This window comes from Bacillus sp. NTK034 (genome assembly GCF_017303275.1).
GTDB lineage: Bacteria > Bacillota > Bacilli > Bacillales > Cytobacillaceae > Cytobacillus.
Genome location: NZ_JAFKOJ010000002.1, coordinates 805,949 through 831,047 on the forward strand (window position 1 = coordinate 805,949; position 25,099 = coordinate 831,047).

The 25,099-nt window shown below is 41.5% G+C and carries 23 protein-coding genes; 4 read left to right on the forward strand and 19 right to left on the reverse strand.

The genetic code is table 11. The features are described from left to right. Positions 1-328 precede the first annotated feature (328 nt). From JI665_RS10260 to JI665_RS10280, 5 genes are all read right to left on the reverse strand, one after another. Positions 329-3,427, reverse strand: a complete 3,099-nt coding sequence (locus tag JI665_RS10260) for a DNA translocase FtsK (protein ID WP_206839171.1) — start codon at positions 3,425-3,427, stop codon at positions 329-331. Between the two features lie 348 nt (positions 3,428-3,775). Continuing rightward, positions 3,776-4,576, reverse strand: coding sequence for a DUF1444 domain-containing protein (locus JI665_RS10265; RefSeq protein WP_206839172.1), 801 nt, complete (start codon positions 4,574-4,576; stop codon positions 3,776-3,778). Positions 4,577-4,764: 188 nt separating this feature from the next. Continuing rightward, positions 4,765-5,082, reverse strand: coding sequence for a thioredoxin family protein (locus tag JI665_RS10270; RefSeq protein ID WP_206839173.1), 318 nt, complete (start codon positions 5,080-5,082; stop codon positions 4,765-4,767). Then, a complete protein-coding gene (locus JI665_RS10275; RefSeq protein WP_206839174.1) occupies positions 5,079-6,101 on the reverse strand; it encodes a PTS transporter subunit IIC in 1,023 nt (340 codons plus the stop codon). Before JI665_RS10275 ends, JI665_RS10270 begins: the two co-directional genes overlap by 4 nt. 172 nt (positions 6,102-6,273) lie before the next feature. Further along, on the reverse strand, positions 6,274-6,786 hold the full coding sequence (locus JI665_RS10280; protein WP_206839175.1) for a hypothetical protein: 513 nt from the start codon (positions 6,784-6,786) through the stop codon (positions 6,274-6,276). Positions 6,787-6,948: 162 nt separating this feature from the next. Here JI665_RS10280 and JI665_RS10285 point away from each other — a divergent pair, with 162 nt between their 5' ends. After that, a complete protein-coding gene (locus tag JI665_RS10285; RefSeq protein ID WP_206839177.1) occupies positions 6,949-7,395 on the forward strand; it encodes a YtoQ family protein in 447 nt (148 codons plus the stop codon). Positions 7,396-7,416: 21 nt separating this feature from the next. On the opposite strand, the gene JI665_RS10290 is transcribed toward JI665_RS10285, so the two are convergent. Next, on the reverse strand, positions 7,417-7,929 hold the full coding sequence (locus JI665_RS10290) for a DUF84 family protein (RefSeq protein ID WP_206839179.1): 513 nt from the start codon (positions 7,927-7,929) through the stop codon (positions 7,417-7,419). 54 nt (positions 7,930-7,983) lie between these two features. Then, entirely contained in the window at positions 7,984-9,057 is a 1,074-nt protein-coding gene (locus JI665_RS10295; protein ID WP_206839181.1) for a M42 family metallopeptidase, read from the reverse strand. A 233-nt stretch (positions 9,058-9,290) separates the two neighbouring features. Here JI665_RS10295 and JI665_RS10300 point away from each other — a divergent pair, with 233 nt between their 5' ends. Further along, the gene (locus JI665_RS10300; protein ID WP_206839183.1) at positions 9,291-9,605 is read left to right on the forward strand and encodes a PepSY domain-containing protein; all 315 of its coding nucleotides are present in this window, start codon (positions 9,291-9,293) and stop codon (positions 9,603-9,605) included. A gap of 47 nt (positions 9,606-9,652) precedes the next feature. On the opposite strand, the gene JI665_RS10305 is transcribed toward JI665_RS10300, so the two are convergent. Beyond that, a complete protein-coding gene (locus JI665_RS10305; protein ID WP_206839320.1) occupies positions 9,653-10,495 on the reverse strand; it encodes a YtnP family quorum-quenching lactonase in 843 nt (280 codons plus the stop codon). Positions 10,496-10,660: 165 nt separating this feature from the next. Continuing rightward, positions 10,661-11,299, reverse strand: a complete 639-nt coding sequence (gene trmB, locus JI665_RS10310) for a tRNA (guanosine(46)-N7)-methyltransferase TrmB (RefSeq protein ID WP_206839185.1) — start codon at positions 11,297-11,299, stop codon at positions 10,661-10,663. Positions 11,300-11,531: 232 nt separating this feature from the next. Here trmB and JI665_RS10315 point away from each other — a divergent pair, with 232 nt between their 5' ends. After that, positions 11,532-11,810: a YtzH-like family protein gene (locus JI665_RS10315; protein WP_009333350.1), complete on the forward strand. Its 279-nt coding sequence runs from the start codon at positions 11,532-11,534 to the stop codon at positions 11,808-11,810. A 3-nt stretch (positions 11,811-11,813) separates the two neighbouring features. Here the strand turns inward: JI665_RS10315 and JI665_RS10320 are convergent, their stop codons facing one another. The 5 genes from JI665_RS10320 to thpR form a co-directional block, all read right to left on the reverse strand. Next, the gene (locus JI665_RS10320) at positions 11,814-12,587 is read right to left on the reverse strand and encodes a phosphotransferase family protein (protein WP_206839187.1); all 774 of its coding nucleotides are present in this window, start codon (positions 12,585-12,587) and stop codon (positions 11,814-11,816) included. 467 nt (positions 12,588-13,054) lie between these two features. Further along, entirely contained in the window at positions 13,055-15,205 is a 2,151-nt protein-coding gene (pulA, locus tag JI665_RS10325) for a type I pullulanase (protein WP_206839188.1), read from the reverse strand. A gap of 62 nt (positions 15,206-15,267) precedes the next feature. After that, positions 15,268-16,257 carry a diacylglycerol/lipid kinase family protein gene (locus JI665_RS10330; protein WP_206839189.1) on the reverse strand — a complete coding sequence of 330 codons (990 nt, stop codon included), beginning with the start codon at positions 16,255-16,257 and terminating at the stop codon, positions 15,268-15,270. Beyond that, a complete protein-coding gene (locus JI665_RS10335; RefSeq protein ID WP_206839190.1) occupies positions 16,247-17,224 on the reverse strand; it encodes a nuclease-related domain-containing protein in 978 nt (325 codons plus the stop codon). Before JI665_RS10335 ends, JI665_RS10330 begins: the two co-directional genes overlap by 11 nt. 243 nt (positions 17,225-17,467) lie before the next feature. After that, positions 17,468-18,046 (reverse strand): RNA 2',3'-cyclic phosphodiesterase, encoded by a 579-nt coding sequence (thpR, locus tag JI665_RS10340; protein WP_206839191.1) that lies wholly within the window; start codon positions 18,044-18,046, stop codon positions 17,468-17,470. Between the two features lie 255 nt (positions 18,047-18,301). On the opposite strand from thpR, the gene cysK reads away from it, so the two are divergent. Then, positions 18,302-19,234 (forward strand): cysteine synthase A, encoded by a 933-nt coding sequence (gene cysK, locus JI665_RS10345; protein ID WP_206839192.1) that lies wholly within the window; start codon positions 18,302-18,304, stop codon positions 19,232-19,234. A gap of 56 nt (positions 19,235-19,290) precedes the next feature. Here the strand turns inward: cysK and dat are convergent, their stop codons facing one another. The 5 genes from dat to JI665_RS10370 all read right to left on the reverse strand — a co-directional run bounded on the left by dat (position 19,291) and on the right by JI665_RS10370 (position 25,034). Then, entirely contained in the window at positions 19,291-20,160 is an 870-nt protein-coding gene (dat, locus tag JI665_RS10350) for a D-amino-acid transaminase (RefSeq protein WP_206839193.1), read from the reverse strand. A gap of 87 nt (positions 20,161-20,247) precedes the next feature. After that, positions 20,248-21,666 (reverse strand): dipeptidase PepV, encoded by a 1,419-nt coding sequence (gene pepV / locus JI665_RS10355; RefSeq protein WP_206839195.1) that lies wholly within the window; start codon positions 21,664-21,666, stop codon positions 20,248-20,250. A 101-nt stretch (positions 21,667-21,767) separates the two neighbouring features. Further along, positions 21,768-22,946, reverse strand: coding sequence for an ABC transporter permease (locus tag JI665_RS10360; protein ID WP_206839196.1), 1,179 nt, complete (start codon positions 22,944-22,946; stop codon positions 21,768-21,770). Beyond that, positions 22,936-23,652, reverse strand: a complete 717-nt coding sequence (locus JI665_RS10365; protein WP_206839197.1) for an ABC transporter ATP-binding protein — start codon at positions 23,650-23,652, stop codon at positions 22,936-22,938. Before JI665_RS10365 ends, JI665_RS10360 begins: the two co-directional genes overlap by 11 nt. A 107-nt stretch (positions 23,653-23,759) precedes the next feature. Continuing rightward, a complete protein-coding gene (locus JI665_RS10370; protein WP_206839198.1) occupies positions 23,760-25,034 on the reverse strand; it encodes a M48 family metallopeptidase in 1,275 nt (424 codons plus the stop codon). Between the last annotated feature and the right edge of the window lie 65 nt (positions 25,035-25,099).

Sequence of the window (25,099 nt, forward strand, 5' to 3'; positions counted from 1 at the left end):
ACAATTCTCGAAGTTCAAAAATATAGATACATTTATCCACAAAGAAAGCAGGTGTGCCTGCTGACTTGAGTTTGCAAGGAGCAGGCATCTATGCCGGCAGCCTGCCAGCTTAAGAATGCTTTCTTCGTTTATCGCAGTCTAACGAACAGTAAGCCCCCATTTCAAGACTCAGAGGAATCAATGGAGGATGAGGGGGCAAACTGCCCGTAAAGGCCCGATTGGTTCAACTAACAATCAGTGGGGATAAAGCCCCCCACTGATTGAAGTTTCACTTTATCGTAGTTGTTATTCATATTATTTTAAACATGCAAGTAAAGAATACCATGTATTAATTTAATGTACTAGTCTCATGTATGGATTCAAGATCAGCTTCTGTAATAAGGACATCCCTTGGTTTGCTGCCTCTATTTTCAGAAATAAACCCTTGTTTTTCCATCATATCAATCAGCCTGGCTGCCCTATTATAGCCTATTTTGAACCTTCTTTGCAGACTTGAAGTGGAAGCCGCTCCCTGATCAACAACAAATTCGCATGCTTCAAAAAACAGTTCATCCTCTTCTTCTATGGCATGGGCTTTTTTCAGAAGTTCTTCCTGTTCAAATAAGTAATCGGGATCGCTTTCCCTGCGTACATGGGCTACCACATCATCAATTTCTTTATCTGATACAAATGTCCCCTGCAGCCTCACTGGCTTGGAGGATCCATTTTCAAGGAAAAGCATATCCCCCCGGCCAAGCAGTTTTTCGGCGCCGCTTATATCAATGATTGTTCTTGAATCGATTTGAGATGATACGGAGAATGCAATTCTTGTAGGCACATTCGCCTTAATTAAGCCCGTAATAACATCCACGGAAGGACGCTGGGTTGCAATAATCAGATGAATGCCGCACGCACGGGCTTTTTGTGCAATCCGGCAAATGGCTTCTTCTACATCGGCCGGCGACATCATCATTAAGTCTGCCAGCTCATCAATTACAATGACCATAAATGGCAGCTTCTCTGAATATTGCTGTTGCTCTTCTGCCAGCTCATTAAAACGGTTTATATCCCTCACACCGGCATGGGCAAACAATTCATATCTGCGTTCCATCTCCTCGACAGCCCACTTCAAAGCAGCAGTTGCTGCTTTTACATCGGTAATAACCGGACTGACCAAATGCGGAATTCGATTATATGGGGCAAGTTCGACCATTTTTGGATCGATCAGAAGAAGCTTCAATTCATCGGGACTAGCCTTATACAGCAAGCTTACCAGGATCGTGTTAATACAAACACTCTTCCCTGATCCCGTTGCACCGGCAATCAAACCATGCGGCATTTTCCGTAAATCCGTCACAATCGGCTTCCCTGATATATCAAGCCCCAGCACTGCCGTTAATGGGGATTGGCCAGTCCGGAACTCCGGGGTGCTGATAATTTCACTAATAAATACCGGACGGCTGCTCTGGTTCGGAACCTCAATGCCTATTGTATGCTTTCCTGGTATTGGCGCTTCAATCCGAATATCCCTTGCTGCCAGACTCAGCTTTATATCATCTGAGAGGTTCGTAATTTTATTCACCTTGACGCCTGGTTCAGGCTGTACTTCAAACCTTGTTACAGAAGGTCCTTGCGTAACATTAACCACCCTCGCCCTGACATTGAAATTTTGCAGTGTGGAGTTTAACATCTGTTCCTGTTCGTAAAGCCAATCGGAAGCTTCCTCCATGATTACTGGCGGTGTCAGCAATGTCTGGGAAGGAAATTGGTAATAAAAAATTTCTTCATCCGCCAGATAATTCTGTTTATCCTCAGTTCGTACCGATTCCAGGGCAGGCGGTGACTGTTCTTCGATAGGCGAATGGTTCTCCGCTGGATGATCCTCGATCTTTTCTGCTGCAGCAGCAGACTGCTGGATATTTTCTGACGGAAACATAGCGATATTATTTTTTTTTTCATCAGACGGTCTTGCCATCTTATCCTGCTGATTCAGTTTTTTTCTGTCATTGTTCAGCATGATGACATTGAATGGAATTGACCCTCTTGATGAAGGCTCCTTCACTTCCTGAACATCTTCTTCCTGCTGCGGGTTTGACGCAGCATGCTTTGCTTTTGTTTCTAAGTATTCATTTGCATCTGCAGTCTGATTTCGCTCAGCATCCTCAGCCCTGTTTCTTTCAGAAATCAGTTCAGCCTGAGAAGAGAACGAGCCTGTTAATTTACCGCTATCTTCAGGATCGGAATTTAATTCAGCTTTATCAATCGTCTCCGGTCCTTCTGCATGTGAGTTTTCCTCTTCTAAGTTTATATGAATAAACTCTTCCGGATCACTTTTAGCATCAATCCCTAAATCATGAAGGAATTCATTTTTCTCTGCACCCTCTTCAGCTTCCGGCTCAAGAACGGCATGAGTGCTCAATTCGCTCTGTACTGAAAGTTCACCTGTGTATTCTCCTTTTTTTTCTTCATGCAGAGCCTCTTCAATCAAGTTTGCGAGTGATCTGCTGATTTCAGATTCTTTTTTATGACCGATGCGATCCTCACTATTTTGAAATTCATCGTCGGGCTTGGAAGATCCAGTCTGCCTGGCAGTTTCCTTATGATCTTGCCACGCAGGATGTGCTTCTTCTTCATGCACCTCTGTTTCTTGGTTATCTTCCGGAACTTCAAACATTAATTCAGACGCTTCACCTATTTTGTATTTTTTTGCTGCAGGCTCCTCTGTTTCCAATGCAGAAGCCTGTGCCTGGAAAGCTTCCAATTTATCGGAAATAACAGCTTTTCTTTCTTTATCTGAAACAGCTTCGGTTACTTTCTGCCGATTAGGAGGAACCTGCTGAATTTTGCGCATAACCTCATCGTATGTAAGTTCCCTGTGGTTATATTCCTGTTCCCCGTTATCAGATTTACCTTTCTGATCATTTGGCCGCGGTCTCTTAAATCCATATATCGGCGATGGAATTTCTGTTGGCTGGAAAGGCCTTTTCTTGTTGGCAGCCTCTCTTTCGTTACGGGTCAGAATTTTTTCTTCAGTGACAGGTAATGGCGCAGACTTTCTTTGCCGCTCCCTATCTGCGGAACGAGGCACCCTTTTTTCATGGATTGGAGTTTCAGCCTGCTTTCTCTGCCATTCCGTTTCTCCTGTCCTTGTATGTCTTTTTTCAGTTTTATTAACAGTCTTCCCACGATTATGATTCTGTCTATTATGATCCTGTCTATGCTGTCCCTTATTCTCCCGTTCTGCTTCATGGTCAGGTATGACCGGAAAACGGAATTGGCCTTTGGGATATTGATAGACTACTTTAGCATCTATGTCTCTTGAGCTTTCTTTCGTATTTTTAGAAGTCGGCTGTTTCTCATAGTTAGGCTCATCTGCATGTTCTTCAAATTCCTCATAATCTTCTTCATCATTTTTAAACATATGAAATAGCTTTTTAATCCAGCTCATTTATATCAACTCTTTCTATTAAAAACTTTGTTAGACTATCTATTTATTTTAGCAGTTATTCACAGATTTTGAATAAGAAATCCGAGAATGAGTCCTTATAAAGGCAGAATGGGTAATTTTACAAACAAACTAAAGGCTGCAGACATACTTTTGACTCAGGCGGGTGATTAAAGATTCATATCTGGAAGTACCTGTCTTTTTACCCGATACTGCATGACTTTCACTTAAATTTACTGCTTTATATACCATTCGGCAATGATTCATCTCTCCTGGGGGTTTATTGTCTTGTTTTCAAAAGGAATCAGCTCGTTAAACAAAAAAGGACCACATTGCTGTGACCCTAAAAAACTACTTCTTCTTATTCTTACCCAAAATAAATATTGGTTCAAACTCTCCATTCTCATATAGAAATGAAAGGGACGTAATGGGAACTCTGCCGCTCGCAAAGAAACTCATAGTCATCTGGGCAAGAACGTCATAGCCTGTTTCATTTCTTATATCAGCAATGATCAATACGTCTTGATGCGGTACGGCAACGGCCATGGATCCTTCTACTTTCCTGCCCATTTCTTTAATAAAGGAATCATTCAGGATTCTGCTGGCATCATACCCATCATTTTTGTTTAAGAAATAGAAATTATTTCCTGCAACAGTATCCGACTTCATATCTGTTGACAGGGATCTTACATTGAAAAGAGCCGTTTCTCTAATCCTTTCCGGATCCCATCCCTCTTTTTCCATTAGCTTTGCATCAATGAGGCGATACGTATTTCCGAGATCGAGCGCATAGTAAATTCGTGTTTCAGCAGTATGTTCATCTGTCAAAAAAGGAATTCCTTCCTGCGACTCACCTGGAAAAGAAGTTGATCGGATGACTGGAAAAATATTTTTTTCATGGCCCGACAAATGGGCATCTTCCACCATTGCTTCCAGGCCTTCCTCTACATAATAAACGACTTCGCCAATCGCTTTTTCCTTTTGCTCCTGCCATTTAGCAATAATACCTGGAAGAGAGATGGTAATTCCTTTTCCAGTGTCCTTATTTTCAATCCTGAGCTGATCTTTTTCCCTGTCAAAAGAGAAAGTCCGGTTCTCTTTTGCTAAGCGCTGCTCCAATTCATTTTTCATCTTTTTGCTATCCATTTTCATATATAAGCCCCTCCTTATGGGGATTGATTTCCGACTATCATTTTACACTAATAAACCCTCCTGCTCAAAAGAGATGCAGGAGGGTCTAAAAGCGGAAGCGCCTTGCCCACCCCCGACACCTCGAGGGGGTAGGCTGCTTGCGCTAGACAGTTATCAAAGTAAAAAATTGAACACTACATGTAATAGGATTAGTTTTCCAGAGTTTGAATAAAATTCTCAATTTCTTCCTGGGTTTTACGGTCTTTGCTGACAAAGCGGCCGAGTTCCTGGCCATCCCTGTATCCAATGAAGCTTGGGATCCCAAAGACATCAAGCTCAATGCAAAGATCAATGAATTGATCGCGATCTACATAAATAAAAGTGTACTCATTATATTTTGCTTCAATTTCAGGCAATATCGGTTCAATAACCCGGCAATCTGGACACCAGTCAGCTGAAAACATGAAAATATGTTTCCCATTGCTGCGCATCTCCTTAAATTGTTCTTCTGATTCCAGTTTTTTCATTTTCTTTCGCCCCCTGTGCTAATATGCATGTCTCCATGTTGGATCAAGCCTTTTCTCCTCATATATTCAGATAATATCAGGCTGATAACTGCCGGTCCAATAAAATGCAATATAATGACCTTCATCCAAACATCTGAACCAAAGCCCATCGTTGTAAAAGTCATTATCTGGCCAACCAGCCCGCTTGTACCCATTCCCGCTCCAGCAGCATTGTTTTCCATTATCCAGATAGTTGTTCCAAATGGTGCGAGAACAGCACCGGCAACAGTTGGAGGAATGAGTATGCGCGGATTTTTAATAATGTTGGCTACCTGCAGCATGGATGTTCCAATTCCAATCGCTACTAATCCGCCCATCTTGTTTTCCCTGAAGCTGCTCACTGCGAAGCCGACCATTTGCGCTGCACAGCCAATCGTAGCAGCTCCTGCTGCAACACCGTGCAGATCAAGCATAAGCGCAATAGCGGCTGAAGAAATGGGAGCCGTTAAGGCAAGGCCCATTAATACCGCCACAATGATGCCCATGATGATTGGCCTTTGCTCTGTCCCCCACATGATCAAGCTGCCAAAGCTCTTCATTCCATAATCGATCCCTGGGCCAATTAATGTTGAAACGATATAACCAGCCACAATTGTAACAAGCGGTGTTACAATGATATCAACCTTTGTTTCCTTACTGACCAGTTTTCCAAGTTCTGTGGAAATAAGAGCTGCAGCGAAACTCCCTGCCGGACCACCAAGAGCCGCACCGGCAGCACCGCTGGCAATGGCGGAAAAGATAACAAGCGGCGGCGCATTAAGTCCGTATGCAACTGCAACACCAATTGCAGGGCCCATCAGCCCCATAGCCAGAGTGCCCATATCCTGCAGGTATTTGATTTCAGTTTGTTCGCCGATTGTCTTAATAATCAGCCCAATGATCAGCGAAGCGAATAATCCAAGCGCCATACTGCTCAGGGCATCTATAAAATAGACTTTAGGTGAAAGGGTTACCCCTTTTCTATTCAGAAAGGCTCTCATTATTTTCCCCCTATGTAAAAGTTCTGCAACTATAAGATAACACATGTAAAGACACTTGTAATATAAAATCTTTTGTATTCTTATTGTTCTTTTAATAGAGGTTTTCTATCATATTTATTAAAAATTAATTCCTTAAAAAACAAAACAAAAACGAAGGACATCACCCTTCGCTTTAGTTCTTCACCTGGACAGAATTAGCTATCTCCATCATCGCAGCAGCCTCAGAGGATAAATTTCCGGTTGCAGCCTGCGTAGATAATTTTACACCGCCAATCCCGACGACTAATTCATGTTCGTCTTTTTTTCCGCTGTCGATTAACAGGAAGCCATGATGTCCATCTTTTGCAAACGTCTCTTTAACTTCAAATTCATCTTTCTGCTTTAGGGTAGCATCATAAACAATCTTGCTGTCCGGACCTTCATGCTGGTTGTAAAACAGGATATACCGTTTGGAGCCATTTTTTAAAATGATGTTATTTGGACTTTCCTTTTCTACTTCGTAGCCAAAAGGCAAATAATATTCTATATCTTCAAACTCATGGTTTGTCTTTTCAGGTGATTGGTTAAATGTTTCCTCTGCAGCATTCTTTGCGGCGGTTTGCTCTTCTTCCAACGATGCTGAACAGGCACTGAGCAGTATTAATGAAATAAATAAGAGCAAGGCTGCGGTAAATCTTTTATGCACTTTAAAGTCCCCTCCTTGCATGGAATCTCATATCCTTCCCTATCATACATTTCTTCTTAATAGTCTGACAACCCTTCAGGTCAGGATTGAGAGCCTTTTCACTGCGTTACTTCTTAGAAGAAATGTTAAAATATAAGAATATTGCATAAAGGAGGAAAAAGAATGGAAATAACCGTCTACTTAGCAGGTGAGATACATTCCAATTGGCGCAATGAATTAAAGGAGAAAGCTAAATCACTTCAGCTTCCTGTTCATTTTACAGGGCCAATGGAAAACCATGACCGTTCTGATATGATCGGAGAGGAAATTCTCGGGAAGCAGCCGGATGCAATCTTCCGTGATGAAGCCGCTTCAAGCATCAATAACTTAAGAACCCAGCTTCTTATGCAAAAAGCAGATCTGGTGATTGCTTTGTTTGGTGAAAAGTATAAGCAATGGAATACTGCCATGGACGCAAGTGCAGCTGCTGCACTTGGAAAACCGCTGATCCTCATCCGCCCTAATGAGCTGCATCACCCTTTAAAGGAGCTTTCAAGTAAAGCAAATGTGACAGTTGAAACGGTCAACCAGGCCTTGAAAGTTTTGTCATACATCTTCGAAACCGAATAGAAAAAGAGGGCTAGCACCAAGCTAGCCCCTTTTTCTATTTTCATATTGCCCTACAAGAAGCTTCATGACATGTGAGAACATGTCAGCACGATTAATCTGCCCATTTGTAAAAATACCAACAGCTCCTTCATGTTTTCGGACATTTTCTTTTTTGGCGTAATCATCCATTACAGGCCCAAGTTCTTCGCCAGCCAAAAGCCGGGCTGCAACCCCATCTGGAAGAGGAATCCTGGCTCCGCCAGCAATAATAGGAGGATGCCCTTTTTCCGCCAGAGCCCCCCAATTACAGAGAAATAGCCCGTAATCTGTTTTCTGCACACCGCCCTCGAGGCCAATGCCAATTTGTCCGCCGGATGCTTGGAGTGCTCCATATGCTCTGTTAATGGCCCCTTTTATGGTTTCGTCGTCCGAGAATGGCTGGTCGTTCACTCCTGAGGGCACATCTTCAGAAATAATTGCAGCTTCATAATGGCTAAAAGCAGTTTGTACTGCCAAAATCTTTGCGGGATTTTTTGAACCAATGATGACTTTCATGAGAACTCCTTTCATATTACAGGAAAAAGAGACAGCATCTGCTGTCTCATCTGCTTAACTGTTTTGACGGATGGTATCTACTGTTGAACGGTCACAAGCCTTTACTAGTTTTACAAGCAATTCTTTTGCCGCTGCATAATCATCGACATGCACAATAGATGCATGTGTGTGGATATAGCGGGAGCAAATGCCGATTACGGCACTTGGAACACCTTCGTTGGATACATGAACTTTTCCGGCGTCTGTTCCGCCCTGTGAGATGAAATACTGATATGGGATGTTGTTCGTTTCGGCTGTATCCAGTACAAATTCCCTCATGCCCCGGTGCGTTACCATTGAACGGTCAAGTATCCGCAGCAGAGCTCCTTTGCCTAAGTGTCCGAACTCGTTTTTATCCCCGGTCATATCGTTGGCAGGGCTTGCATCCAATGCAAAGAAAATATCAGGATTGATCATATTCGCAGCTGTCTGTGCACCTCTTAAGCCAACCTCTTCCTGAACAGTTGCTCCGGAATAAAGAATATTTGGAAGTGCTTCATTCTGGACTTCCTCTAAAAGTTCCACCGCCAAACCACAGCCATAACGGTTATCCCATGCTTTCGCCAGGATTTTCTTTTCATTTGCCATTGGTGTGAATGGACAAATCGGCAGAATTTGCTGTCCTGGCTTAATGCCTATTCTTTTTGCATCTTCGCGGTCATCTGCACCAATATCAATCAGCATATTCTTCATTTCCATCGGCTTGCTGCGCTTTGCTTCGTCTAAAAGATGCGGAGGAATTGAACCGATAACTCCTGTTACAGATCCATTATCCGTAATAATTTGGACTCTTTGTGCCAGCAGAACCTGGCTCCACCAGCCTCCCAGTGTCTGAAAACGGATCATGCCATTATCAGTTATAGAAGTGACCATGAATCCAACTTCATCCATATGGCCTGCCACCATTACAGTCGGGCCGCTCTGATCGCCTCTTTTTACGCCGAAGATGCCTCCAAGCTTATCCTGAACGACTTCTTCTGTATACAGGCCGATTTGTTCACGCATGAATTTTCGTACTAAATGCTCGTTGCCAGGTGCCCCTGGCAACTCTGTCAATGTTTTAAAAAGCTGCAATGTTTTTTCGTTCATTATTCTTCTCCTTTATCACTTTCCAATTTGGCTATGCAGATATGTATAATTTCATTTTACAGAACTTTCATACGTCTTTCCACCATTTCAGGCGTGAAACTTCGATTGCCGAAATTTAGGCTGTGCATTATTTATTTTAGTTTAAGCCTATTTTTGATAAGATAGAATTGGAAAACAGAAAAAAATGTAAAAATGAACAGCCTTTTTTATCATCAGCCTGGGGAGGTGCAATTATGAATTGGAAGTCATTTATGTTAGGTGTTGGGGTTGGTTTGGCAAGCGGATACGCAGCAAGGGAATTGCTCTCGCAAAAAACTGCTGTTTCCCCGGAGAAAGCTTTGGCGAATGCAAAGGATGCATTTAAACAGGAAGGACCGATAAGCGGATCATGGATTCATATGAAAGCTGAACCTTATGAAAAAGGACATTTAAAATATCAAGTTTATAAGGGCGGCATATCGAGGTTTTCAGGTGAAGAAGCCGAGCAATATGAATTCATTGCCGACGCAGAAACTGGAACCATTTTGGACGTTTTTCCACTTTATTAATCATCAGCAGCCGAGTCTGTATTAAAAAATCCCCGGACGGGGATTTTTTAACTTTGTTTCTTTTCCACCTTCTCAAGCATGTTTCCTGATTCATCCCACTTGACTGCCCGGTAAAAAGCATCATGGTAAAAAGTGAACCATGCATTTTTTTTCAGCCCGTATCCAATCCATTTTTCCTTGGCGCTTATGGAATCCATCGGGTAGTCATCGTAAGCGAGAACCCATAGTACATTTGCATGGGCATGAGTCGGCATGATATCAGCCATATGAATGACGGTCTCATCCTCATCTTCTATAACAAGTATTGAATGTCCATCACTATGGCCGCCTGTATGCACCAATTTAATAGGTCCGAGCGCCCACTCTCCTTCAAAGACTTCCACTTGATCCTGAATAGACTCCCAGTTTTCTTTCCAATATGTATTCCTTGAGCGGATATTAGGATTTTTCATTTCTTCCCATTCCACTTGTGATGCAACGATTCTGGCATTTGGAAATACAGAAGAAAATTTTCCTTCTTCCGGTTTGGTCAGTCCGCAGGCATGATCGAAATGAAGATGCGTCATAAGGATATAATCAATGTCCTCGGATGACAAACCGTGCTTGGCTAAATCCTGTTCTACAAAAGACTCTTCAAGCGCTCCGAAATTCCTCTTCTGTTTATCATTCAGCTTCCCGTTTCCAAGACCCGATTCGACTAGAATATTTTTACCGTCAAATTGAATAAGGATGGGATCTGTTCTAAGTTCGATCTGATTATTTTCATTGCAGGGATATCTTTTAGACCACAAAGGCTTAGGGACTACTCCAAACATGGCCCCTCCATCAAGGTGTGTGACACCTCCGCGAAGCCAGTACAGATTTACGTTCTTTAACTCCAATGCTTCCATCATTATCTCCTCCATTTAAGTTTTCTGAGCAAGCGCTCGCTTTCCCTATATCTCATATTAACATTTAAGCGCTTACTTATAGAAATATTTAGATTATTTAACACACATGCTAACAGCCAATATTGCAATATCAATAAAAAAGCCTATCCATCTGGATAGACTTGCTTATCTGTATTGGGCTTCACATCGGAATATACGGCTCCCCCTTGAAGAAAACTTCTCTTCATATTCGGTCATTACGTTTCCTTCATAATCGCTATTGTGAAGGTCCAGGCTGACAAATGTCAGAAGCATGCCGTACTCGGAGAAACTCATAAGAGATGATTCAAACAATCCCTGGTTATCAGTCTTAAAGTGAATTTCTCCCTTATCTCCAAGGATATCTTCATAAATCTCCAGGAAGCTTCGATAAGTCAGCCTGCGTTTTGCATGGCGTTTCTTTGGCCATGGATCTGAGAAATTGAGGTAGACACGATTGACTTCGTCTTTTTCAAAGTAATCCCGAAGATCATTGGCATTCACATTCAGAAGCTTTACATTTGGAAGTTCATCCTCGATGATACGATCGAGAGCAGTGACAATGACGCTTTCAGCCAGTTCAATCCCAATATAGTTGATATTCGGGTTTGCTTTTGCCATACCAGTTATGAAGCGGCCTTTTCCTGTCCCAATTTCTATATGAAGGGGCTGATTTTTATCGAATGCTTCATTCCACTTTCCTTTATATTTTTCAGGTTCTGAAATTACATATTGCGGATATTCGGCTAATTTATCTTTCGCCCAAGGTTTATTTCGCTGTCGCATTATGCCACTCCTAAAAATTAATATCGTTCAAACAATATCATGCCTATCAAAGTGATGCAACTTTAATTTAAGGGGAATTACTGAATTGGTTCATCCCTTGTTTGTAGTTTAACCCAATGGCATCCAAACACCTAAATTACAATCGCCAATGAATAAATAAAAAAGGAATCCACAACCTAAAAGTGAATTCCTTTTGTTTTTATTTTCAGATTCAATAGAAAGGATGTTATTCATGCCGCTTGGACACCAGGATCAATTAAATTTATTAAAAGATATTTTAAGCAATCATCAGACAGATTGCTGTGGCTCTATTTCAGAATGTGAACAATTGGAACGATTGGTTAAATCATTAATGATCAACGGAAACATTAATCAAAACGTTAAAACAGTATTAGAAGAAATTTATGAATACAGTCAGCACGGGATCAATTCTTCCCAATTGGATACTCACATTGAATCGCATCAGAATGAATTATCACAATGGGTACAGGATATTGATCAATTTTCGTAAATCCTAAAGCAGTTCATCCAGGTAGGAAAGCCACTTATTCATTTCCTGGTATCTAAATTTATTTTTATGCCATTGAATAGATGTCAAAGTCTGTGCAATCACATACCATTTCATGCGGAGCAGCAAATCATCTGACAATTGAATGCCATATCTCTCAAGCCAATTTGGCCATTCTTCTTTAGGAATATACCAATACAATAGCATACCCAGATCAATGGCCGGATCTGCTATCATGGCTCCATCCCAATCAATCAAGTACAGCTGGTTGTTTTCCGAAAGCAGCCAGTTGTTATGATTCACATCGCAATGGCACACCGTATTTTCCTCAAAGCGGATATGTGAAACCTCTTTTTTCAGGAAATCGACAGACTGAATAACGGCAGCCTGCTCCTTCAGGTCACAATCCAGTTCTTCCCCAATCAAACGCAAAAGGGTTTCGGGCTGCAGCGGAGACTTTCCCATTCTTGTCAGCATACCAAGCAGCGGCTTTGAAGAATGAATTTTCCTCAAAAGCTTTGCTACGCTTTCCTGGTTCATGTCAGAAGCTTTGAGCTCTCTTCCATTAAGCCATTGCTGGGCAGTTATTACGTCCCCATTTTCCATTCTTTTTGTCCAGATAAGTTTCGGGACGATTCCTTCCGCAGACAGAACCGCCAGGAAAGGTGAAGAGTTTCTTTTAAGAAAAAGCCTCTGCTCTTCGTGCTTTGCGTAGAAGGCTTCCCCTGTCGCCCCTCCGGCGGGAACAATCTCCCAGTCATGTCCAAATAAATGTTCCAAAATTGTTCACCTGCAATTTAGTAAGCCATTGGTTGTAAAATAGCTTGAGTTGAAAAATAAGCCCTGTTTTTTGCAGCAAGACTTATTTTGCCATGGCCGATAAAAAGGCCTTTGCTTAGTATTGATGAGTTCTATTTGAATATAATGCATTTTCGTAAATATAAGCTGTTTATCAGGTTAATCAAGTAAAGCACCTATAAAGCACAAAGTAACCGGGCAAATGCCTAATCAGCAATGTATTGGGAGCTTAAAATAAAAAAAAGAGCTATTGATGTAAGTTTCTCACAATAGCCATCTTTATAAATTTTATTCTTACTGGCTTTTTTCGTCAAGTGCATCTATTTAGGTTTACGGAATATCATCAGAAAAATTGAAGATTTTTCTGGTCGATTCATCATTATTTTCAATTTAAGGATAATGTTTGCAGAAAATAATGCTAAACAGCCCGATTGCATCTCAGTTTTCTTCTATTTTCTGCAAACCAATACATATGAACACAATGGCGGCATTTCAAATCTGGTGTTAATCTTGCGAATAGTGGATATACCGGCTTCACGTTCATCCGCAATAAGGTCCCAAGCCCCTTCGGGGAGAAAAATTTCTTCTTTCGTCATTAGAGGATTGATAAAAACGGCGGCATCGCTGCACTCGGCATTTTGTTCACTGCTTGTTAACACATAACCTATTAGCGGTTTTTTTATATCCAGAAACCTCATGGAATTCCGTATCATTTCTGCATTGGCAAGCCTGAAAAGAGGAATTGACCTTCTAATGCTGATCATCCCTTTAATATACTTAACATTATTTAAGTAAATGGATTTCCTCTCCCAATCCAGATTATTGATGGAGTCTGGGGCACGATAGCTATTTCCATTTCCTGCTTTGGTCCGAAAGAATTCCTGTCCGCTATGCAGAAATGGAATTCCCTGTGAAAGAAGTACGATTGCAGTTGCCAAGCGGTGCTTTTGCTGGTTCACATGATGATCCGCATTTTCAGAACAAACTTGTATTTTATCCCACAGAGTATGATTATCATGGGATTCTACATAATTTACAGATTGAGATGGGGAAAGGAAAATGCCTTTTTCCTTTTTTTCAAGGCCTATACTTCCACCCAATACCTGCTTTGCCGCATCATAGTAATGGTCATTCCCCAATGCATATCCTTTATCATATAAATTAAACGTACTGCCTTTGATGGAATCTCTGAACCAGTCATTGAATTGGCCAATTCCCGGCATCTTTTCCTGATTGCGGATGCTTGCTTTTTGGTCATCCGGTATAGGGGTATTCAAATCCCATCCCTCGCCAATAATAATGACGGATGGGTCAATCGACTCCGCATTCTGGCGAACCTCATTCATCGTTTCAATATCGAGGATACCCATCAAATCAAACCTGAGCCCATCAATTTGATATTCCTTCATCCAGTATGTTACAGAATCAACAATAAATTTCCGTGCCATCATGCGTTCAGAGGCAAAGTCATTTCCAACCCCGGTACCATTTGACGGCATTCCATATTCATCATGCCGGAAGAAATAACCCGGTACGATTTTTTCAAAAGAAGAATGCTCGCGAATATAAACATGATTATAGACTACGTCCATAATGACTCTAAGTCCCTGAGAATGAACTGCATGAATTAAGGCTTTCAATTCTCTGATCCGCGAATATGGATCTAGAGGATCAGTAGAATAACTTCCTTCCGGAACATTAAAATGGAGCGGATTATAACCCCAGTTGTATTCTTCTTTTGGACTTTTTTCATTCACACCTTCAAAGTCATGGACAGGCAGAAACTCAATGTGAGTAATACCGAGCTCCTTGACATATGACAGGCATGTCAGCTCCCCATCTCTGCCAACTGTGTTTGTCTCTCCCGCTCCTAAATAGAGGCCTTTATTTGCTGCCCCGCTCTCGGGATGAATGGTAAAATCCCTAATATGTGTTTCATATATGATGGCATCTGTCGGCTGCAGAAGCGGCGGAAGCTCCGGCTTCTTTATTTTAGTATTTTCCAGATTGACTACCGCACCATATTCCCCATTTATAGCTGAAGATACTGCGTATGGATCAACAGCTTCTTTCCACTCCAGATTAATGCATACAAGAAAAGAATAAAGAAAACGATCCAGGTCTCCTTTTACTTCACAGCTCCAGACTCCTCTTTCTTCTCTCGCCATCTGAATAAGCTCAGCTTCCTCCTCCAATGCTCCTTTAAGCTTAAGTTTTACCTTTGCAGCTGTCGGAGCCCAGAGCCTGAAATGCGTCTTTTCTTTGCTGTACGAGAACCCCAGTGGACCATCATAATAGAATTTCTCATCAAAATCACTTGTTCGAATAACGGCACCAATTTGCAGATCTGTTTTTCCTCCATATTCATCCACTACCCAATATTGTTTCCCGAATTCCACTTCATGATCTATTCTGCATGTATATTTAATGGCATCCTCAATCGGCATGCTTTTCAATATTTCAACAGGAAGCTCTTCTTCCCAGTCAGTAAGGAGAGAGAACCCGGAAGAACGTCCCTGATGATAACTGAAAGGAAGAATGATCGTAATGAGGTGCATTTCGTCTAAGTATGCATTAAAAGTCCGTTCAATCGTTATCATTCCGAACTCATCTCCTTTACTTGGTCGGACGGTAATTTAAGAGCAGCTCTCTCCTAAAATCATCACCCATCTTTTACAGTTCCTATAATTACAGGAAGGGCTTCGGGACAAACAGATGCTGAAATTGGGGTGCTTCCTAAGGCCTCACCATCTGCGTGAAAAGGAATTGGGTGTGAAGATCTAATGCTGACATTTTGTCCCTGAAGAAATGTGACTTCTTTAAATCCTATGTGACGCCCCTTGAAGACAGAGGCAAATACAAACAAAAGTTTTAATCTTGATATATTGTGGACGACCGTAACATTTAGGATTCCATCAAAAGGATTTGCATCCGGAGAAATCTTCATACCGCCTCCATAGAATGGCTGATTGGAAATAGTAATAAACCAGGCAGAATTAAATTGGAGTTTTTTTTCACCAATAGCGATTTCAAGATCAGAGCATTTATAGGTAAACAGCTCTTTTACAAGAAAGATAGCGTATACAAATTTGCCCAGAGATAACTGATTCAAGATACCTTTTATCTTTGAACTGTTAACTTTCCGGGAAATCAGCGCATCAAATCCTGCACCCATATTATTAATAAAATATGTTTTTTTCCCATCTATGTGCCTAATCATCCCGATATCAGCTTTCACAGATGAATGACTACTGATCCCCTTAAGGATTGCTTTTAAAGATTCTGCAGGGGCTTTAGGGACTCCAAAGCCCCGCGAGAAATCATTCCCAGATCCTCCAGGAATAAATCCAACAGTCACATTCTGATGCCCCGCAGCGCCATTCATAACCTCATGAACCGTCCCGTCTCCGCCCACAGCAACAAGATATAATCTTTGCCCGCCTGCCTGTTCTGCATAAATCTTCGCCAATTCCCTGGCATGGCTTTGATATTCTGTCCTAACAGCAGAGTAAGAGATATTTTCCTCTTTCAGGATCAGCTCAACTTTTTTCCCGACTTTCAGACAATAGCCATTTTTCGCCTGCGGGTTAATAATGAACTTAAGCTCTTCCCTGCTATGAGCTTTATCCTCGGGTAAATTTTCATGATTCATCCCGATTCTCCCACTCCAGCCTTTTGACTGATGCAGTCTTGCAATATTGAAGCAGTGCCTGTGCCCCTTTTAATTGAACATGCTTAAGAGGCGAACGCTGGCTTCTCATTGTATGAAACCATTGATCATAGGTCCTTTTCTCGATTAGCTGAACATCAATTGGAGCTGCAGGATAATCAATATAGCCATTTCGGGTAAGTACAGCTTTTTTAATCGGCAATTCGATAGAATGAATTTCAAATATTTTTCGGACAATCTTTTCAGTTCTATTTAGTGCAAGAAGCGGATTCAGGACCTTTCTTTCTTCCCCTCTTCCCTTTTTTGTCCAGAATCTATCCTTCGAACCTGAGAATACCGCTGAATCTTCTTCCTCCAAAAAGCTGATGCACCATACCTCAGTCGGACTTATAACAATGTTTTCTGTTTCCACCGGAGCCTTTTTCAGTAAAAAGATCGGATTGTACATGACAAGATACGTATCCGGATATCGTTGCAAAAAATACTTTAGCTTCTCTTCATAATAGTAATGCTTATCTGGAAATGATTTTTCCGTTAGTGTGGAGGTTGCCCATTTCATCTGGAATCTATAAAGCTGATCCAGAAACTGGTGTTTTAAATTCTCAATTGTTTCTGGACGCACAGCAAAGGAGGCTTCAAATTCAAGCTCATCTCCCTCTTTTTTCAACTCATTCCCGGCAGCCTCGTTTCCCTCTAATTCTTCATTTCTCCCCCGCTTTAATAACCCCTTTAGCTTTACCATCAGCGGCTCTTTTTCTTCCTCAGGCCAGTCTGCCGTGCCGGCAGTATAATGCTGCCCGGAGTGGGGGTTGAAGGATTCATTTGTTTCCCATGCATTATGCCATTTATCCCACTGCTGTTTTTTTAGCCTGACAAAACGGGAAGGATATACAAAAATGTCTTGTTGGTAACGTGAAACATAATCCTGCAATTTAATTAACTGTCCCATTCTCCTAGCCCTGCTTTCGTATATAACTTTCTATCTCTAATTATTCATTTGTTCTTTTTATTTTGCCCGCTGATTTCCGCTACAGGTGCTCGCTTTCCACGGGCTGCGGGGTCTCCCCTGGTGCGCTACTCCCGTTGGAGTCTCGCACCTTCCGCTCCAATCAACTCAGTGATAACTATTTTATATTCTTTCAAAAGCAGCAATGTCACCTAAGCTGTTATTCATTAATAGTATGTATTTATTTTATTCCTCCAAAAGCGGAAAGATGGCAATGCTTTCATATTTCGGAGTTTTGTCCAGGCGGGTTTGGTATAGGACGACTTCTGAAGCCTTAAATTCAAGGGGCCCGTCTTTAAATGGACTGTTAGCGTCCAGCATGCTTTCCTGAAATGGATGAATACCAGCCCATTTTCTTGCCATAGTGATATGAGGTTTAAATGGTCTTGTCTCCAATTCAAAACCCGCTTCCTGGCATGCTGAATATACTTTTGATCTTAATTCTTGAAGATGCTTGTCTTCCTGTGTTCCACACCAGAAAATTCTTGGAGCCTCTTGTTTTCCAAATACGCCAAGTTTGCAGATATTAAGTGGAAATCTTTCTTCGTTTCTGATTGAGTCAGTGACAAGCTTGGCTGCTTTCTGCAGTTTTTCTTCGGGTGCAGACCCAAGAAATGCTAGTGTAATATGATAATCCTCATGATGGACCCAGCGGCTAAAAGTCAATTTTGGTCTTAAATCCCCCATGTATTCTTTCAGTTTTTTCTTTGTTTCCTCCGGTATTTTCATCGCAAAGAAAAAATGAGCATTCATTTGATTAGACACTTGAAATTCCTCCATATTTTCACTTATTTTAACAAACATCAGTTAAGATTGGCAGATACTTTCTGTTTTGTCCTTTTATTTTTGTATTCTTTCCAATTCCTTTTGATTTGATTGGAATAGTCTGGTTTAGTATGATGGATATAATATGAATAGTTATAGATTTCCTTTGTTAGGATGAAATTAAACAGATGGACATAAAATAACAAAGTATTAAACTTCCTTGTTATTACAGTCTTATTCGAAAGGGAGAGTCAGATGAAAGTTGTCAACAATCTCGCGGACCTGATTGGAGATACTCCACTTGTTAAATTAAATAAGCTTGCACCCGAAAATGGCGCAAGCATTTATGCAAAACTTGAATTCTACAATCCAAGCCGCAGTGTAAAAGACCGCGCGGCATATAATATGATTGTCGAAGCTGAGAAAGCAGGCAAATTAAAACCCGGGGCAACCATTATTGAACCAACCAGCGGAAATACCGGTATCGGGCTTGCAATGAATGCAGCAGCACGCGGCTATAAGGCTATTCTGGTTATGCCTGATACCATGACGGCAGAGAGGATCAACCTTTTGAAAGCATATGGAGCAGAAGTTGTCCTGACTCCTGGAGATGACAAAATGCCCGGGGCTATTAATAAAGCAAATGAACTGGCTGAGGAGATTCCAAACAGCTTTGTGCCGATGCAATTTGAAAATAACGCTAACCCGGATGCACATCGCCATTCAACAGCAGTCGAAATTATTGAGGGCATGAAGGAAATCGGCAAACCACTTTCAGCCTTTGTTGCCACGGCAGGGACGGGCGGCACGATTACTGGCACAGGTGAAGTTTTGAAAGAGCATTATCCTGGATTAGAAGTGCATGTTGTGGAGCCAAAAGGCTCGCCCGTCCTATCGGGCGGAAAGCCTGGCAGGCACAAACTTGTCGGCACAAGTCCCGGATTTGTTCCGGAGATTCTCAATACGGATGTTTATGATGAAATTCACCAAATCAAAGATGAAGAAGCATATGATACGACACGAAGAATGGCAAGAGAAGAAGGGATATTAGTCGGTCCATCCTCAGGAGCAGCCTGCTATGCCGCCATCCAGGTAGCAAAAAGGCTTAAACCGGATGATGTTGTCGTATTTATTGTATGTGATACTGGAGAAAGATATCTTTCAAGCGATCTATTTCAGTTTGAGTAAGTAAGTTAAAAGACCCCAGGGATTGTTCCATTGTTCCTGGGGTCTTTCGTTTTAGATTATCTAATTTTAACCGTCAGACTGCCGCACTGACTTTCAATTGCCTCTTCAAAAAGGTTCTGTAATTTATTTGTTAATGGACCAGGTCTGCCATTACCAACAGGCTTTCCTTCAATCTCTGTAATCGGAGTAATTTCAGCTGATGTACTGGACATAAAGACTTCATCTGCGCCCAGCAGATCTGCTTTTGTAAAAGCAGATTCTTCAAGCGCTATTCCATTTTCCCTGCAGATCTCATTAATCTTACGCCGGGTAATGCCATTTAGAATCAGATTTGTTGCAGGATGAGTATATAATGTCCCATCTTTTACGATTGCAATATTGGAGGAACTCCCTTCAGTCACGGTATCCCCTCGGTGCTGAATAGCTTCAAAGCAGCCTGATTGAGCTGCTTTTTGCTTCGCCATGATATTGCCAAGCAAATTCAAGCTCTTTATATCACAGCGCAGCCAGCGAATATCTTCAATCAAACTTGCCTTAACGCCATTTCTCATACTCTCAACAGGTCTTTTGTTTTCACGGGTATAGGCGGTAAGCACCGGTGCAACGTCTGCTCCAGGATAAGCATGATTTCTTGGAGAAGTCCCCCTGGAAAATTGCATATATACTATTCCCAGTTCGAGATTATTCCTTTCGATCATCTCTGCAAGCATCTGTTTAAGCTGCCCTATAGAATAAGGGATATCGAGCTCTATTTTCCTTCCGCTCTCAAGCAGCCTTTCAAGGTGCTCATCTGCCGTAAACATTTTTCCGTTATAGACGCGGATCACTTCATAGACGCCATCACCAAATTGATAGCCCCGGTCCTCGATATCCACTTTCGCTTCTGATCGTTCAATCAAGTCTCCGTTCAAAATAACATATTCCATTTCCCAGCCACTCCCTGTATATGTTTTTTTGTCTAATCTATTAGCTGTTTATGTAAAATCTTTCAGCCATCATATCAGGTTTCAGAGCTATTTCGCAAGTTCATAAATCGCCTGTGCATAAATAGCTGCAGCTTTTATTAAATCCTCAATAAACACATATTCATCTTTTTGATGTGCCACGTCTTCCCTGCCTGGGAAAAGCGGGCCAAATGCCACTCCAGACTTCAAGGAACGTGCATATGTGCCCCCGCCAATTGATAAGAGCTCTGCCTTTTCGCCAGTCTGCTGTTCATACACTTTTTTCAGGGTCTGTATAAGAAAATCATCTTCTTTCACATGATGCGGCTTGGAATCAGTGAAATTCTCTAATCTGAAATGTTCGTCTTCAATCAATGACTGAAGCTTATTTTTCGTATCATCCATATTGTTAGTGACAGGATAACGTACATTAAAGCCTAAACGGCCGCCATTTTCTTTTGTATATGAAAGTTTTCCTACATTAACGGTTAAATCTCCGGTAATCTCATCCGTACAGGCGATGCCAAGCTTTCTTCCTCTGGAATCATCACATAAGTATCGGGATACAAACTGAAAATATTGGCATGCCTTCCCATCCAGCTGAAGGGACGCCAGGAATGATGCCATCAGAATACCTGCATTTTTTCCATTATCAGGCTCCATCCCATGAGCCGAAACCCCCTGAAGCTCCAGAATCAGTTCGCCGTTATCTATGTAATACTTTCCTTCAAGCTCAGTCTTTTTCAGGAAATCAATATACCTTTGCACCACTTCAGTGTGTTCAAGATGGACTGCAAGACTGGCTCTTGCAAAATCAGGAACCATGTTATATCTTCTTCCTGACTGAAAATGCACGACCTCTGCCAATACTTCCCTGTCTGTTTCTTCGGTATGGCCAATTTGGACAAGATCAAAATCTGAGATGCCCTTTTCTGCATAGATGATTGGGAAATCTGCATCAGGTGCAAATCCCATTGCTGGCATTTCTTCGTGTTTAAAATAATGCTCTACACAGCGCCAGTCACTTTCTTCATCTGTTCCAATAATCATTCGAACCCGTTTGCTTAAAGGCAGCTCTAATTCCTTTACAATTTTCATAGCATAATAAGCAGCCATCGTCGGGCCTTTGTCGTCGATCGCCCCTCTGGCAAAAATCTTTCCATCGCGGATTTCTGCACCAAATGGATCGCTAGTCCATCCATCTCCTTCAGGAACTACATCGACATGACAAAGTACACCAACAATTTCTTCACCCTCGCCAAATTCCAGGTGACCAGCCAGGCTGCCGACATTTTTAGCAGTGAATCCATCCTTTTCTCCAAGTTCAAGCATGAAATCGAGCGCTTCCTTTACACCTTCACCAAGGGGCGCATCATCTGCTGCATTCTCTTCATCCAGCAGACTTTTAATTCTCAAAAGTTTTTGAGTATCTTCAATTAAAGCGTCTTTTCTGTTATTAACCTCTTTTTGCCATTCCAATATGTTCATAAAGCTGCCTCCTTATCCTGATTTGAACTGTTATGATTTCCCCATTATAACCCAATTGCCTGCAATTTGCTTTTGGGACTGATAATAGGAACATACTTTTATTATGCACCAGGAATGCTGAACCTTGCCAAGATGATTGTCAAGACGCTTACAATCAGGCTTAAGATCAAAATGGCGAGGAAGAAAAAGGCTATGACCGTTCTATTTCTTGCGGTGAAATAGAAATCTTTTTCACTATATTTTTTCGTAAAAGGATGGGACATAATGGCTTTATCCCAGGTGATGGAAAGCCATGTATACATTAAGAAAAGGAAGACGCCCGACACAATAACTTTTATCCATAGTGGCGGAATGGAAATAATCCCCGCTGCGCTTACAGAAATGATTTGAAAATAACTGAAAATATATGAGGGATTCCGTATGAAAATCTTAATAAATAATTCTATCAGTCCCGTAATGGGTGTTCTCTTTTTAAAGATCCGTCTGGAGTTTCTGAATAATAGAGGTTTTGTCCTCATTGAAATAGCAGGCTTTTCTATTTCTGGAGCCATCATAAATATCCATTTGATATACTTTGTTTTTTCCTCCTGCTCCAGCATAATTTCAAAGTCTAACGCCGATATCTTTTTCAGCATCCGGGAGACTCTCATTAGGGTACCGGAAAGCAGCACTGCCGAAATCATATAAACCGGTAAGACTGCACCGAAATTCCACAGTGAATAGACGAGCTGGCTGAACCAGCTTAATAATACAAACAGCAGAAAGCAAATTACATATCTTTTAAACTTCCCTTCAATCCTTTTCAGATAATAGGAAATTGTCATAATAACCCATTTCATAGGAATGAAAAAAATCAGCAGGGCAATGATTTGACTCCATTGCAAAAAATAACTGTTCTTTAGAAAGGGAAGAAGAAGAGCTATCATCGCGCCTGTACTGATTGCCTGAAAGAGTAGTGAATAGCCAAATCCCCATTTTCTCATTCCCAAATAGAGGCTCTTGTTCTTCACCAGAAATACTTTATCAGCCTCTTGTATAAAAGGGCGAAAGTTTCCCAGCCATGAAAAAATATAAAGCAGGAAGAAAAGGATAAATATTGGCAAGTCGGCAATCCATTCCGGCGCTTCTAACCACCAGGAGCGATATATCATTCCAAAAATGACAGCACCGGGAACAACGAGATAAACCATGATGGTCCAATCTGCAATGGAACGGAAAATACCAAACTGATACTTCCAGCTATTGATTAACCTTCCAAGAAAGAGCGAACTACTTCTCATTGTCATTTCCCTCTGCAATCTGATGAAAGCAATCATAAAGCGAACCAGTCAAAAGACCGCATTGCTGCCTGATATCGTCTAATGAGCCGGATGCTTTCAACTGGCCATCATGCACTATTAGAAAGCGGCCGCATACTTTCTCAGCAGTATCCAGAACATGCGTGGACATTAGAATGCCTGCACCCCTTTGCCTCTCTCTTTCAATTGATTCCAGAAACAGTTTCATAGCATTAGGATCCAGCCCAATAAACGGTTCATCAATAATATAGACATCCGGCTTGGCAAGCATCGCGAGAATCAGCATGGCCTTTTGCTGCATACCCTTTGAATATGTGCCGGGAAATCTATGAGCGTGTTTAGACAGATTGTACTCCTTCAAAAGCTCTGCCGCTCTCTTCTTATACCGGATTTCCGGCAGTCCCTCTACGGCAGCTGTAAAATCCAAGTGTTCCCACAATGTCAGCTCATCATAAAAAATGGGGCGTTCAGGTATATAGGAATACTTAACTCCCTGCTTAAATTCCACTGTCCCCTTTTTATGTTCCAATAATCCAAGGAGTGTTTTAATCGTTGTGCTTTTTCCTGCTCCGTTAGGACCTATTAGCCCTATCAATTCCCCTGCTTTTAAAGCAAAATTAATATTATGTATGATCGGTTTTCCATTTTCATAGCCTGCTGATGCAATATCGGCGTTTAATAAGTTCATTTACTCTCCTCCTGACTATACATACGGATATAATTGGAAAAGGTTTGCTCTTTTTCATATTTTCTTTAAGACCTTAATAAAACTGCCCCTACAAAGGGGCAGTTTCATTAGGGCTGGAGGATATCCATTAATTCTGTATTTTCAAAGTCTGCAGCGTAATCATAGGCTGTATAGCCATCCGCATCTTTCACAGCGGGATCTGCACCATATTCCAGAAGAAGCATAGCCATTTCACTATCCTCATTAAAAACTGCACTCATTAAAGGGGTGGTTTGATAATTATCTGCCGTATTAGGCTGTGCGCCATTTTCCAGCAGAAGGGCAGCGCTGTCATACTGGCCATAAGAAACAGCCCAGTGTAAGGCAGTAGTGCCATCTGCATCCATTTCCTCCATATCAGCTCCATCAGCCAGTAAAGTGCGGATCATTTCAGTATCATTTTCACTCGCCGCATTCATTAGAGCGGTAGCCCCTTCAATGCCCATAACCGTTTCAGTCCACAAATCCATCTTTTCAAGTGATTTAAAGCCAACCCAAAGTCCGCCGGAAAGAATAGTCAGCGTTAGGACTGATGCTGCTAACCCCAGCCATATCCTGCCCTTTGTTTCTTTTAACTCAACTGCAGATTCTTCAGCAAAAACTTTTGATAAAGCATAAATTCTTTTTGGCAGGTGAGGATGGGTGGAAAGTTTTTCATTCAGCCAGACAAAAAATCCGGTTTCCGTTTGGAGCTGCTCCATGTATGCCTGCTTATTGACCTTAGGATAAAGTTCTTTTCCAATGGCAAGCATAGTCAGGGCATCTCTTGATGCTTCAAACGACTTTATATAAAAGGCAGCATAACGGTCACAAGTATACTCGCATGCTCTTAAGTACGCATTCCCGAGGAATGGAACCCACATAGCAGGAAGCAGAAGAAGGCTTATGATAACATGCTTTCTTTTTAAATGAGCAAACTCATGGGCCAGAACGAACAGCACTTCCTTTTCAGCTCCCCGAGCAGTCAACTCAAAAATACCAGAATATAACACAACCATATTTCTTCTGAAAAACCTGGTTGCAAAGGCATTTAAGACTCCTTCAGACTCAATCACATATATATCCGGCAGATCTCGCAGACCCATTTCATTGGCAGTTAGTACTGCTTTTTCATAAATCTCCGGAAATTGTTTCTCACTTATTCTTACTCCGTTTCTTCTGATCCCGCCCATCATAATCCCATGGAACAGAAGAGATACAAGGATTAAGCCCAAAATAATCACAATCCCAATAATAGAGAATGCGAGAAAAATATAAGACAAAATACTAAATAAAGCAACAAACGCAAAATAAATGTTTTCCTTCGGGTATACCAGGCGATCTCTCAGCGAGTGAGCTTCCATAACACTTTCTTCCTTTCAATCTCTTTTAAATATACCAATTGATTATAATCAAAAAACAAATTTTA